Source organism: Prevotella pectinovora (assembly GCF_041323955.1).
Classification (GTDB): domain Bacteria; phylum Bacteroidota; class Bacteroidia; order Bacteroidales; family Bacteroidaceae; genus Prevotella; species Prevotella pectinovora.
The window spans coordinates 239,408-252,648 of the sequence record NZ_JBGLIV010000001.1; the positions used below are offsets into that span (position 1 = coordinate 239,408).

At 43.6% G+C, this 13,241-nt stretch carries 13 protein-coding genes and 2 pseudogenes; 2 read left to right on the plus strand and 13 right to left on the minus strand.

The annotated features are described in order from the left end of the window. Positions 1-1,998, minus strand: coding sequence for a site-specific DNA-methyltransferase (locus tag ACDC99_RS00950; protein ID WP_370755415.1), 1,998 nt, complete (start codon positions 1,996-1,998; stop codon positions 1-3). 102 nt (positions 1,999-2,100) lie between these two features. On the opposite strand from ACDC99_RS00950, the pseudogene ACDC99_RS00955 reads away from it, so the two are divergent. Then, a pseudogene (locus ACDC99_RS00955) lies at positions 2,101-2,340 on the plus strand (IS982 family transposase); the annotation flags it as partial. Positions 2,341-2,443: 103 nt separating this feature from the next. Here the strand turns inward: ACDC99_RS00955 and ACDC99_RS00960 are convergent. From ACDC99_RS00960 to ACDC99_RS01015, 12 genes and pseudogenes are all read right to left on the minus strand, one after another. Then, positions 2,444-3,226, minus strand: coding sequence for a ZIP family metal transporter (locus ACDC99_RS00960; RefSeq protein ID WP_044073712.1), 783 nt, complete (start codon positions 3,224-3,226; stop codon positions 2,444-2,446). 85 nt (positions 3,227-3,311) lie between these two features. Continuing rightward, positions 3,312-3,698 (minus strand): SMU1112c/YaeR family gloxylase I-like metalloprotein, encoded by a 387-nt coding sequence (gene gloA2, locus ACDC99_RS00965; RefSeq protein WP_042519728.1) that lies wholly within the window; start codon positions 3,696-3,698, stop codon positions 3,312-3,314. 563 nt (positions 3,699-4,261) lie between these two features. Further along, a pseudogene (locus tag ACDC99_RS00970) lies at positions 4,262-4,375 on the minus strand (nucleotidyl transferase AbiEii/AbiGii toxin family protein); the annotation flags it as partial. Continuing rightward, positions 4,372-4,935, minus strand: coding sequence for a type IV toxin-antitoxin system AbiEi family antitoxin domain-containing protein (locus tag ACDC99_RS00975; RefSeq protein ID WP_370755418.1), 564 nt, complete (start codon positions 4,933-4,935; stop codon positions 4,372-4,374). The gene ACDC99_RS00975 and the pseudogene ACDC99_RS00970, both read right to left, overlap by 4 nt. 987 nt (positions 4,936-5,922) lie before the next feature. Continuing rightward, positions 5,923-6,738 (minus strand): carboxymuconolactone decarboxylase family protein, encoded by an 816-nt coding sequence (locus ACDC99_RS00980; protein ID WP_370755420.1) that lies wholly within the window; start codon positions 6,736-6,738, stop codon positions 5,923-5,925. A 25-nt stretch (positions 6,739-6,763) separates the two neighbouring features. Further along, positions 6,764-7,300 carry a flavodoxin family protein gene (locus tag ACDC99_RS00985; RefSeq protein ID WP_042519724.1) on the minus strand — a complete coding sequence of 179 codons (537 nt, stop codon included), beginning with the start codon at positions 7,298-7,300 and terminating at the stop codon, positions 6,764-6,766. A 4-nt stretch (positions 7,301-7,304) separates the two neighbouring features. After that, complete coding sequence (locus ACDC99_RS00990) at positions 7,305-8,336, minus strand: alpha/beta hydrolase (RefSeq protein ID WP_370755422.1); 1,032 nt, start codon at positions 8,334-8,336, stop codon at positions 7,305-7,307. Between the two features lie 97 nt (positions 8,337-8,433). Beyond that, positions 8,434-9,324 (minus strand): helix-turn-helix domain-containing protein, encoded by an 891-nt coding sequence (locus tag ACDC99_RS00995; protein ID WP_370755424.1) that lies wholly within the window; start codon positions 9,322-9,324, stop codon positions 8,434-8,436. A 107-nt stretch (positions 9,325-9,431) separates the two neighbouring features. Continuing rightward, complete coding sequence (locus tag ACDC99_RS01000) at positions 9,432-9,947, minus strand: GNAT family N-acetyltransferase (RefSeq protein ID WP_370755426.1); 516 nt, start codon at positions 9,945-9,947, stop codon at positions 9,432-9,434. Positions 9,948-10,319: 372 nt separating this feature from the next. Continuing rightward, entirely contained in the window at positions 10,320-10,553 is a 234-nt protein-coding gene (locus ACDC99_RS01005) for a hypothetical protein (protein WP_044066305.1), read from the minus strand. 34 nt (positions 10,554-10,587) lie between these two features. Beyond that, positions 10,588-10,965 (minus strand): YccF domain-containing protein, encoded by a 378-nt coding sequence (locus tag ACDC99_RS01010; protein WP_370755429.1) that lies wholly within the window; start codon positions 10,963-10,965, stop codon positions 10,588-10,590. 12 nt (positions 10,966-10,977) lie between these two features. Then, positions 10,978-11,601, minus strand: coding sequence for a YqiA/YcfP family alpha/beta fold hydrolase (locus ACDC99_RS01015; RefSeq protein ID WP_370755431.1), 624 nt, complete (start codon positions 11,599-11,601; stop codon positions 10,978-10,980). 1,048 nt (positions 11,602-12,649) lie between these two features. On the opposite strand from ACDC99_RS01015, the gene ACDC99_RS01020 reads away from it, so the two are divergent. Then, complete coding sequence (locus tag ACDC99_RS01020; protein ID WP_462686417.1) at positions 12,650-13,123, plus strand: IS66 family transposase; 474 nt, start codon at positions 12,650-12,652, stop codon at positions 13,121-13,123. Positions 13,124-13,241 lie beyond the last annotated feature (118 nt).

Genomic DNA, 13,241 nt, shown 5'->3' on the forward strand with positions numbered 1-13,241 from the left:
TTAATATCTTACATCAATGTTCACTGTTAATGTCTTGTTACCCTCCTTCAGCGTGCGGAGGTTTTTCTGCAGTTCCTCACGATGGGTGAAACCGAAACTATAGCCGAAGATCACAATGTTGTGAGGAGAGAATGGCTCACCATTATACTTATCCATCAAAGCTGCGATGCTACTTTCATTAAAGTCATGGTCTGGATTTATCATATAGAGGTGATCACCCTTCCAGTAGACTTTGTAATTGCCGAGCATCACTTCCTCGGCATCATCGGTCAAGCCATAACCGTCAGCCACGAGCCATGTGCGAAGAACGGTCTCAATACCAAAGTCATCCACATTCAAGGTCGTGATATTATTGGATATAGGATCAAACTTCTCCATTAACAGCAATGCGTCCTCTTTTGGTTCCTCCAAGGTGTAATGTTTGAAGCCAAGGTCACCTGCAAAGAGCGGATTGTCTTCCTTAATTTTCTTGGCGGCTCGCTTGATGCGCTCAAACCCCACATAATCATATGTTGTTGGATACCCCAAAGACTCTAACCAATTTATAGTATTTTCTATTGTTTTTTTCTTAGATGCATCACAATTTTCAAGTCTATCTTTGAGATTAAATGGTAACTGAACCAATACAAAACTACAATTTCTTTCAGAGGAACAGTGTTGCATAACAGAATCTGCCGTAGTAGCACTTCCCCCAAAGAAATCTAATACAATACAATCCTGTGCATCAGCAAAGCTAAGTATCATGTTAATATATTTGGAAGGTTTGGGGTAATCCGCATATTCGCCCCCTAAAAGTGCTTTTAATTCTGTTGTTCCATTCTGATTATTTATCTCTTTATCCATCCATATGGTTTTACGTTTAGTATTACGTTCACCATTATCTCTTTCTAAATAATCTTTTATATCAATATCATATTCCTGACGTTTTTTTACAAATCTTGGAACAAGTCGATATATCTCTTTATTACATTTTTCTTTACCCCACATCCAACGCCCATCACGTCCATCAGATTTTTGGGGGACTACCACTTCCCAACCTTCTTTTTCAGACAATGAGATTTCTTTTGTATTAGAATTTACATATATAGGGAAATACATATCTGGTCTATCAGTACGTAATGATGCAGATCCTCTCTGGCGTAGACCTAACAGCCTATATTTTTTGCCATCTCCATCATCATAACAATATTCTGCTTTCTGTTTTTCTGTTAGTTCTTTACCTTTCACTGAAGCCTGATCTTTATTTTTTGCATAGCATAAAAGATAATCATTAACCGTAGCTACAAAAGTATCAGATTGTCTTCCTCTTGGATTTGATTGAACAATTATCTGTGCTATCAGATTTTCCTCACCAAACACTTCATCACACAGCCTCTTCAGATTCGCCTGTTCATTATCATCAATTGATATAAATATTACGCCATCATCAGTAAGCAAGTCGCGCGCGAACGACAAACGAGGCAACATGAAGGTGAGCCAAGCCGCATGGCTGGCACTTCCACGACGAGTCATAGATAGAATACGCTCAGCACGCTCAGGACTGACATCCAAGCGTTTGGCAAGATCCTCGGCAGTAAAATTGAACTTGTCATTATACACAAAGCCGTCAGAGCCTGTATTGTAAGGAGGGTCGATATAAATCACCTTCACCTTGCCGCTATACGACTTCACCAAATGCTGCAGCGCATCCAGATTGTCGCCACTGATATAGACATTCTGACTGTCCTTGTTCTCCGGTTTGGCATTATGCTCCTCGTCAGGACGAATAAGTGTGGTAGTGTCCATATTGGTAAGCATACGGGCGTAGTTCTTGCCCAACCAGTTGAAACCGCTTGTCTCATCTGTAATGGTAATTCCTCCAGGCAATGCTGCCTTGAAAGCCTCTATGTCAAATTCGCCACCAGCATGGAAGCACTGAGGGAAGTACTTCTTCAGCAACTCCAGCTCTTTCTGTCCCGCTGCTGCATCAGCGTTGCGATTCATTATATCTTTTATCATATTCAAGTCTTCTTATCATTAACGTTCACAGCAGTCCATCGTGACACGTCTTTAATAAATAATATTAATACCCGTTGGCGGAATTAATTTAAGTTGATAAATATGAGTAAAAAGTTGTACATATCGCTGATTTTTAGTAACTTAGTGGTGATCAAAACATTAAGTTCAAACCATCGTATGTACAACCTTTATACAAAATTCGTCAAAATACTTGAGATATGCAAGCAATTCTCTGAAAATCTCGTCAATGAATCTGGTAATGTTCCACGTCGTGGTCCTGTTCCCAAGTTTTCGGATTTGGAAGTGGTGGTGTTATCCCTGACAGCAGAGACCGAGAGCATTGTTTGTCTACCGCCTTGCCGTGGCAGCCATGGGGATGACGGGAGCTGTTGTATCACTCGATTTTGCGTGGAGCTTTGCCGGTTTCATAATCTATATATTTTTGTTAACCCATAACAACATCAAGCACCATCATCAGCACGAAACCTATGGCGAAGCCGATGGTACTGAGATTGCTGTGCTGGCCGCTTGAGGCTTCAGGGATTAGCTCTTCCACCACTACGTAGAACATGGCTCCTGCTGCAAAGGCGAGCATGTAGGGTAGGACTGGCATAATGAGAGAGGCAAGCAACAGTACGGCAATGGCTCCTATAGGCTCTACCACTCCGCTCAGCGAGCCTAACATAAAGGATTTCCATCGGCTGTTGCCTGCTGCCCGCATGGGCATAGAGATAATAGCGCCTTCGGGGATGTTCTGAATGGCTATGCCCAACGAAACGGAAATGGCTCCGGCTAACGAGATATGCGAAGCACTGTTTTCGGCTCCTGCAAACACCACGCCTACTGCCATTCCTTCGGGCAGGTTGTGGATGGTTACGGCAAGGGCAAGCATAGCTGTCTTTGACATGTGCGACTTGATGCCCTCGGGCTTGTCTGTGCCAATATGAAGGTGGGGCGTAAGCTCGTCGATCAACAGTAGGAAACCGATGCCTAACAGAAAGCCTATGGCTGCCGGTACTACCGACCATACGCCGCTCTCTGCCTTCATCTCCATAGCAGGAATTAGCAACGACCATACGGACGCTGCTACCATCACTCCAGAGGCAAAGCCCAACAATGTCTTTTGCAATCGCGCAGACATCTCGTTTTTCATCATTAATACGAAAGCTGAACCAAGCATCGTTCCCAATAGCGGAATCAGAAGTCCAATGATTATTGTTGCTGTCATTTCTGTCATAGTCTTTTATCTGTTAGTTACGATGCAAAGATACAATTTTGTTGTGAGTCGGGCAATACCTATAAGTGATACTTTTTTACTTTTCGTACAGTTCTATTGGTAGACCGTCGGGGTCGCTGAAGAATACAAACTGCCTGCCGGTATATTCGTCCGTGCGTATAGGCTCGTGCTTTACGCCCTTGCTGTCAAGCTCGCTGACGGCTGCCGCAAGATTGTCCACCTCGAAAGCGAGGTGACGCAGACCGGCTGCTTCGGGATAGGAAGGACGTGCAGGAGGATTGGGGAAGGAGAATAGTTCCACGACGTATGTGTTGCCAAGCCAGCAGTCTGCCTTCCATGAGTGGCGTTCCTCACGATAATTTTCACTCACGATCTTCAAGCCCAACACTTCTGTATAGAAATACTTAGATTGCTCATAGTCAGAGCAAATCACGGCTACATGATGTATTTTGTTTAGTTTCATATAATTAAAAATTTATAATGCCTAAAAAGCTATGGGTGCTTAAACGCCATCTTCTAAGAATAAGACGCAAATCGTGTCTGAATGTTTTAAGAGAAATTCTATTGCAGCTTCTGATGTCCGCAGATATTCTTTCTGCTCGGGCGTGATTCTGTAGCTCTCTTTTGAGTCCAAAATTATTTCAACTCATAAAACTCCATAATATCCAGCATCTTAAACGATGTACCATCAATAGAAGAATGCCAGCTTTGATGAAAATGTCCGTAACACCAATGAGTGACATGCTGCTGATGTTCTTTCAGAGTTTCATACAGACTATTCATAACTTCACGTTCCTGCTGTATGTCTGATATCAGAGTTTTGTCGTTGCAAGTCCATTTGGTTATCCCTTCCTTGCTTAATAATTCGCAGAAGGATGGAGACGTATGTGTTATTTCTGCTATTCATCTTTCATGTTCTCCCAAAACGGAAGAAGTCTTTGCTGTAAGAACGCTATCACTTCGGTAAAGGACAATATGTCTGTGGACGTTATTTTACGCATGAAAGCTGTCCACCTGACTTGCATTTTCTTGAAAATACCGAGTTAGGATAGTCTGATTAAAGACGTTTTCCTTTCTTGCAACGTTCAGCAATTTTGTACGTATAGACTTCCCATAGTTTTTATTTTGTTCTTTACTCATAGCTTCACTTGTAGATAATTTTCCAGGATATTGCCAACACGCAATTGTCTGGCATAATCCATTAGTTTACTGATATTTCTTTCTGGTCTGGAAAGATAGTTATCGATGATTTCAGAACAGACATCAATACCCACCTTGTTGCGAAACTTTACAGCATCGCATACGCATCGTTCTACATCATATACCTTTACCTTAAATCCATCTATGACTTTCTCCATCACGCCGATTTCAAGAATGTTGGAAGTAAAGTGATGGAGCTCTATCTTTGGGAATGAAGGAACTTTTAGTTTTCTATCCCTTTTGATGGCGACATGATAAGCCTGCGGCATGGATGTCGTAAGCTGATGGATATTCCAGGCAGACCAAAGGCAGAGGATTCCGTTGGGAATAATTGACTCAATATCAACCATGCCTGCTGACAATTGGTCTATGTTAGCATATACGCCACGGCAAACCTGAATCAGTTCACCTTGGCGAACGGCTTCCAGCATTTTGTAGTAAGCTGTTCGTCCTTGCACTTTGACGCTTGCTGATGATATGAATGAATTCTTTGTTTCCATAATTGTTCTCCTGATTTTGGTACGAAATTATCACAAATGTTTCTAATTGTGGTACTTTTGTACGGAAATCTTTTAAAATCCACCCCTTTTTTAATACCTTTCAACAGTTTTGTAGCTATTTTAGTACAAAAATACCACAAACGTAGCTAATTGTGGTACTTTTGTACGGGATAATGAAAAGGCTCTTTCTCCGATGTGTGGTTATTCGCCTTTTTCAGGTAATAACTCAAACCGTCAATAGTTTGTATAAATCTCACCCCAATTCACCTCAAATGTCATATTACCCCAAAAATGTAAAAAAACATCAGATTGTCTGGTTTTTGGCTGTAATATTCTGATAACCAAGTGGTTGACTGTCCGGCGATTGTCAGCCAATTGTCTGGATGGTTTGCTGATGAAAGTAATTGTCAGATGGAAGGATTTGTCAGAAGTGAGGAATTCAGCCGACAGGAATTGTAGGAGTCGGCTGAATCCAGAAAACAGGAATATGGGTATTACAACATTAACTTTTGGGCATTTGTCTGACAGCAAATCTGCCCAACAGGGGCAAGCACGTTGCCCATGATGGGCAAGCACGTTACCCATGTTGGGCAAGCAGCGTGCCCAATTTTAGCCCAAATCCGTCATTAGACCGTTTTATGTATTTTTATATACTGCTTGCAGTCTTTTGTTTTTTATAAAGCGTCTTTTGTCTGTTTTTAATTCGCATTAGCCCGCTATTACTCATTAAAATCCAAACAAAATCCACTCTTCAAAAAAGCAAAATCCAAGCAAACCCTAATGACGTTTGGGGGTTAATCAGCAAACCATCCAGACAATTGCCTGACAATTGCTTGATAGTCAACTATCTGTCTGTCAGAACGTTACAACGAAAAACCAGATAATCTGACAGTTTTTCTGAAATTCTCATTTTTACTAAAAATCAGCGATATGGGCAACTTTTGCTCATATCGACCAACTTAAATCAATTCCGCCAACGGGTAGTTTTTATTTTATCTTGTTATATTCCTCATCGCTCACAGCCTCCTGCCACTCGTTGGATGTGTTCTCGCCAGGTATTTCAAAGGCGAGGTGAGCAAACCAGCTGTCTTTTGCGGCACCATGCCAATGCTTCACGTTGGCAGGAATATGGATGACTGTGCCCGGGAGAATCTCCTGTGCAGGCTTTCCTTCCTCCTGATACCAGCCACGTCCGGCTACACCTACCAGCATTTGCCCGCCACCCCTTGTAGCGTGGTGCGTGTGCCAGTTGTTACGGCAACCAGGCTCAAAGGTAACATTGAAGAAAGGTATCTGACTGTCGGATATTTTCGCCAGATAACTGTTGCCCTTGAAGTACTTGGCATAAGCGGTGTTGGGTTCGCCAACAGGGAATATCATCTCGCGCTGGAAAGCAGCCTTGGCGTCTTCGCCTTTCACATCTTCGTTCCATACCTCCTTTGCCAGATTGAAGGCAGCCCATGCCTTTGGCCAACCGGCATAGAAGGCGATGTGGGTGATGATCTCTGCCGCTTCCGTGCGGGTAATTCCGTTATTCTTTGCCGACTGCAAGTGATATTTCAGCGAGCTGTCGGTGATTCCTTGGCTGATGAGCGAAGTGATTGTTACCAAACTGCGGTCGCGCAATGAAAGCAGGTCATTGCGGCTCCATACTTCTCCAAAGAGGATATCGTCGTTGAGGTGGGCGAACTCCGGGGCAAACTCCCCCAGTTGGGTGCGCCCAGCTGTCTGTACTATTTTTTGTTGTGCCATAATATTGAGCGATAGCGTTGTTAATATAATGAATGTTGCAAAAGCTTTCATAAAAGCCCTCCTTAATAGTTATTCCTCAAACAGATTTTCCTAACTCGTATGCTTCCTGCAATTTCTGGTTGCCTTCAATAGTGCGTGGCGCGTCAACACCTCCGCAGAACAGCGTGCCAGCAAGATGACTCTTAGGGTAACAGTCAATCCATCCAGTCAATCCTGCTTCAGCACGTTTCGGTACTTCTGGTTCATCCTCGGCAGCAGTAGTGAGCATGTAAACATCTCGGAATTTGTAGTCGAGCGAGTACAAAGCATTCATGCGGTCGATGAGGGTCTTCATCTGTCCGCTCATCTCATAATAATATATAGGTGTTGCCCAGCAAACCACATCGGCATTCAGCACTTTCTGCATAATGTCGTTTGCATCATCCTTGATGACACACTTGCCCAATTTCTGACAAGCCAAACAGCCTTTACAAAACTTGATGTCCTTTTCTGCAAGCGAAATCTTTTCCACTTCATGACCTGCAGCCTTGGCACCTTCAATAAACTGATTAGCGAGCATGTCGCTGTTTGAACCAGTACGCAAACTGGTAGAGATGATTATTACTTTCTTCATTGTATTATCTTTTTAAATTCTTCTTCAGGAACTCCTCGATGTTGTCCCAAGGAATCAATCCTTTCCCACCACCATCGTATAGGTCGCAATGAGAGGCTCCTGGGATAATGAGCAGTTGTTTGTTGGCTGGAACCGGGTTGGGCTTTCGTACGAAGTCGTAGCCTTCCGCTTTTCCATCCATCATATATCTGAAGGCACTTTCTCCGAAGTAACGGGAATGTGCTTTCTCTCCATGCACGATGAGGACTGCCGAACGGATTTCGTTGATGTAATAGAGAAAACGGGTGTTGGCGTAAGCCTGGCAACCGGTGGTGCGCCAACCTTCGTTTGAGTTGCCCGAACGCTTATGATAGCCACGTGGCGTTTTGTAATAGGCGTAATAGTCTTTTACAAACTGCGGAGCATCCTCCGGCAATGGGTCAACCACGCCGCCAGCCATAGTAAATGTACTGTTCTTGAGGTCGGCCGTGCGAGCTTCTGCCCATGCCTTTCGTGTCGAATATCGCTTTTCTTCGCTGTCATCTGCGTCAAAGTAACCATTCCCGTTTACTCGACTCATGTCATACATTGTTATAGCCGCAGTAGCCTTGATGCGAGGGTCTTGAGCTGCTGCATTCAGAGCGATTCCGCCCCAGCCGCAAATGCCAATGATGGCGATTCGCCCTGCATCTACATCATTTCGCATGCTGAGATAATCTACAGCAGCCAGAAAGTCTTCCGTATTGATGTCGGGAGAAGCCGTACGACGAGGTTCGCCAGAAGATTCGCCTGTAAACGAAGGGTCGAAAGCGATGGTGACGAATCCACGCTCTGCCATGGTCTGTGCATAGAGACCTGAACATTGCTCCTTGACGGCTCCAAAAGGACCGCTCACGGCAATGGCAGGCAACTTTCCTTCAGCGTTCTTCGGAATATAGAGGTCGGCTGCAAGAGTAAGACCATATTGGGTCTTGAATGTCACTTTCTCATGATTTACCTTCTCGCTTTTAGGAAAAGTCTTGTCCCAATCCTGTACTAATTTTGTCTCTTTGCCCATAATTTCTGCTTTTACTTTTATTTGATTTCCTGCACAAAAAATGAGGGCTATTGCTATAAATGTGAATAATCTGTCCATGATTATATTTCTTTACTATCTATGCAGTTTTGCGATACTCGCTTGGAGTCTTGCCCGTCTGCGCCTTGAAAAAGCGGACAAAGTGCTGAGGATACTCAAAGCCGAGGTGCTGGCTGATTTGCGTAATGCTGAGGGTTTCATCAACAAGTAGTTGGCGGGCTGTAGAAAGCAGCCGGTCGCTAATCAGACTCTTAGCGGTTCTGCCCGTCTCGGTCTTGACCAATTCGCCGAAGTATTTGGGCGAATAGCAGCATTTGTCGGCAAAGTAGGCTACGGTAGGCAGCCCTTCACGCTCCGCTTGCTGGGCGATGTATTCGTCGAGCAGAGAGACGAACCTCCTTACCACCGAATGATTTATCTCCTCGCGTGTGATAAACTGTCGGTCGTAGAAGCGCAGGCAGTAGTTCAGCAGCAACTCGATGTTTGAAACGATGAGTTCACGCGAATGTCTATCTATAGGATGCTGAAGTTCCTGCTTGATCATTGAGAGCACATCACGGAAGATGTTTACCTCGGCAGCGGATAGGTGTAGGGCTTCGTTGCTTGTATAGTCGAAAAACTCGTATCGGGAGATGTTCTTGCCAAGCTGAGTGCGGTTGAGCAACTCGGGATGGAATGCCAATACCGTATATTTGGCAAGCGGTACTTCTGGATTAGGTTTCACTTTAACCGACTGTCCTGGAGCAAACGAAGTGACGGTCATTTCGTCAAAGTCATATTCTGTTCTGCCGTATGACAATTTGCAGCCCTTGTTTTCCTTCAGAAAGAGGGCATAAAGTCCGTAGTGATGCACAGCCTCCTGTATCGGAGCGGTGTTCTCTACACGTGCAATGCTTACTAAGGGATGAAGCGTTTTCACCCCAATGAAGTCGTTGAACTCCTGTATTGTATTAAAGAATATTTCCTTCATAATCCTAAGCCTTTTAAAAGGCTAAATTTCTTGGGTGCAAAGATACGTACATTCTCCAAAAGAGTGTATACCTGGCTTTCGGAAGATATTACCTTTATTGCAGTTTATTATCCTTTGTACTTAAACACCTTGACCATATCCTTGTCGCCACCCACGAGCTGACTACATTTATTCAACATACCAGTATCGACGAAGCCGCATTTCTCCATGACCTTTCCTGATGCAGGATTGCCTGTGAAGTGGTCTGCCCAGATGTTTTCGAAATGCTTCTCGTGGATGCAGAAGTCGAGCATCAGTTTCAAGGCTTCGGTGCAGATTCCCTTGTTCCAATAAGGCTTTCCTATCCAGTAGCCCACCTCGCAGTCGTTTTCTCCGATAGGGATGTTGCTGGTGGTGTGGGTGTAGTAGCCGATGCAACCTATAGCCTCGCCAGTCTCTTTCAACACAATCGCCCATGTCGTGTCATCATTGAAATAAGTCCGGATTATCTCCCGACTTTCCTCTTCAGACTGATGCGCCGGCCATCCTGCACGAGGTCCTACGTCAGGGTCGGAGGCGTACTTGAAGAGCGCCTCTGCATCCGATTCCTGCCAATGGCGAAGTAAAATTCTTTCTGTTTCCATCCGATTGTTTCAATGTTTTGCAGTCTATTTACGCAGTCTATCTACTATGTGCGCTTACCCCAGCCAGTCGGTAAAGATAAGTATAAGTATACATTCGTGCACCTTCTCAAAGAATCTCCCTATCCGGCGCTTGATGCCCTTCCAATAAATCCCATTCTTTTTAACCCAAATCGGTCATTAGGACGTTTAAAGTGTAATTTTAATAACTGCTTGCAGTCTTTTGTTTTTTATAAGGTGTCTTTTGCTTGTTTTTAATTCGCAATAGCTCGCTATTACTCATTAAAAGCCAAACAAAATCCACTCTTCTAAAATAACAAAATCCAAGCAAGCCCTAATAACCGATTTGGGTTTAATGCTCATATACTTCGTTCTTTATTTTGTTATCAATTCATTCAATTTATCCTCTCTGATAATCTTCGGCTGAGCCTTGCCAGCGAGAATGAGAATCTTCTTGCCATTACGATAAATATGAAGCTGTCGTGAGCGAACTACGGCTGTCAACTCCTCATCATTCTGCATGGCTTGCCAGATAGGATAATATATTCCCTCTGGTTCAAACAACTTTTTTTGAAGATGCGAACAGAGGTTTGTTGTATCAATAGTCATAGCCATATTTCTTTAAACTTCTTTTCTTACCACTTTAAAATCCCAACTCCACATCCTTGCCGAATGGTGCGAGCGAAAGCCCTGCCATCTTGAAATGTTGTTTTCCCCATGGAATGCCGATGATGGTGATACATAAGATAAAACCGAAGAACAGATGCACGAGGCAAGCCCACAAACCTCCGAAAATCAGCCAGAATAAATTCAGCGGAATGCGAATGCAACCTGTTGGACTATCCGTTTTCTTTACCGTAGAGCCAAAAGGCCATAGGCAGAGCAGACCAATCTTGAATGTCTGTATAGCAAAGGGGATGCCGATGATGGTACATGCAAGAACCAGACTGCCAGTGAAATAAACGATGGCAGCTTTGAGACCTCCGAAGAGCAACCAAAGTAAGTTTCCTATTATGCGCATTAGATTATTCTTTTATATTGTTTTGATAAATCTTTCTTCCTTTGCCGAAAATTCCATCATCATTTTCTGGGCAAGGGGAGCGTACCATGTCTTTACCTCCTGCTCGGTAGGCGTATGCCCGCCAGGGAAATGGAAGGCGTGGTTGTAGTGCTCCAGAAAGAGCGGACAGAAGTGGGCGATGGCGTCATTATCACCAAAAAGTCCCCACACACGATCCTTATAATATGGGTCGCAATGGTCAAACTGCACGGCTTCCAGTTCTGCAAACTCCCCGATCAGCGCCTCGTCAATCACCAGCCGCTGGTTGCCGTCCTTTCTCGGAGCCTTGTATTCATGCTCGCCGATTCGCTCCTTCAGAAACTCCGTCATCATGAAATACGGATTGCCGAGCAGGGCAGGAATGCCCACCACGGGAGCCAGCATCTGGGCTAGGAAAGAGCCGCAGCTGTTGCCCAGAAGCAGGTCTGGCTGCTCGCAGTCGATGATGGAGCGGATCTCCTTCAGTGCCTCCTTTGGATGCAACGGGAGGTCGGGAGTCAGCACCACCGCCGTCCCATTGAAAGCCTCTTTCAATGCCATCGCCATCGGACAACTGCCTGTGGCGAAAAAACCGTGTAGGAAAAGTATCTTCTTCATGCTATAATCATTGGATTATTATGCGTCAATACTGTTTGGGATAAGATATGCTCACCCACACAATATTTGTGTAATATATCTGCAAAGATATAAAAATATATCGGTAAGTCGTGGAAATGTCTCAAAAACAGATGATTTCCACGACTTACCGATATATATTCAATATGGAAAGTGATTTCAGATATTCTTCCACGTATAAAATACTACATTAATCGGTCTGATAAAATCCATCTAACAATCAAAATTCAGGCAAGCTTTAAAACCCACAAACGGTCATCATACTGTCAGAGACCTAATGGCCGATTGAGGTTAAACCCAAAACGGTCATTAGGGCTTGCTTGTATTTTGGATTTTTAGAAGTGTGGATTTTGTTTGTCTTTTAATGAGTAATAGCGAGCTATTGCGAATTAAAAACAGGCAAAAGGCACCTTATAAAAAGCAAAAGACTGCAAGCAGTTGTAAAAAACTACCATTGAACGGCCTAATGGCCGATTTGGGTTAAAAGGTAATCGGCAAACATGGACGGATTACAAATCAGTTGCTTTAGAAGCGAGAAGTATGTTTACCTTGACCTTGTTTATAAAATAGAGGTAATTGAGATACTGGTTGGAAAGTTTAGCCTGCCGAAGCAGGAAATATACATAAAGGAGTAAGTATCTCTTAGACCTCTCATTGAGCGGCGGACAGGATTCGAACCTGCATTTTTACCATTAAAGGAGTAAGTGACTCTTGAGCCTCGCAAGGCAATAGAGAGACTATACCGCCGCAGTTGGGAAAGACGGAATACAGATTATCTGTGTATCTTTGTGGCGTTAATAGTCAATAACTAGTAATTTCCTTGGATTATGCCAGCCAGTAACTATTCAGCGGTAGGGCTGCACCCTTAATCCACGATTGAAATATACTGCAAGAAGACCTATAAAAAGGAAAAACAAAGTGTCTCTATTTCTTGCGTATGTGGGATATTTTTCGTATCTTTACACCTGTGAAAGAGAAAGTTACGGACATATCAAAAGTGCTGCAAGACATGACGGCAGAGATGCGGTTGATGCGTGAAACCATCAATCAGCAATATGCTGAGATTGCCAAACTGAACCGTAACATAGAAGCTCTGAATCGTCAACTGCGCAAGAAGGACGAAGAAAATTCAATACTTAAAGAGCGTCTGTCCAAATACGAGAAGCCCAAGAAGAATTCCGGCAACAGCAGCACTCCGCCAAGCTTAGACAACCTGCTCAAACTGAATATAAGCAATTTTGGCAAGAAGTTTGAGACACTCAAAAAGGGTCTGATAAAATGTCGTGACTACATCTTCAATTTCCTTGAAGACCCAATGATACCATCTGACAATAATGGAAGTGAGCGTGGAATACGCAAGTTGAAAATCAAGTTGAAGAACTCCTGCACATTCCGTTCTGATTTTGGGGCAGATGCATTTTTTGAATTACATTCAATCGTTGAAACAGCTAAGAAACGCAACAAGACTCCGTTCAATGCAATTCAAGCCTTATTTGAGGCTTGATACCCCGCCATGCCCTTTCGCTGAATAGTTACTGGTAAAAATTATTTTATTAAAAAGTCTAAAATCACTTGCAAGAAAGAGCAAAACGCATTATTTTTGTATCAGAAAAATTTTTGGA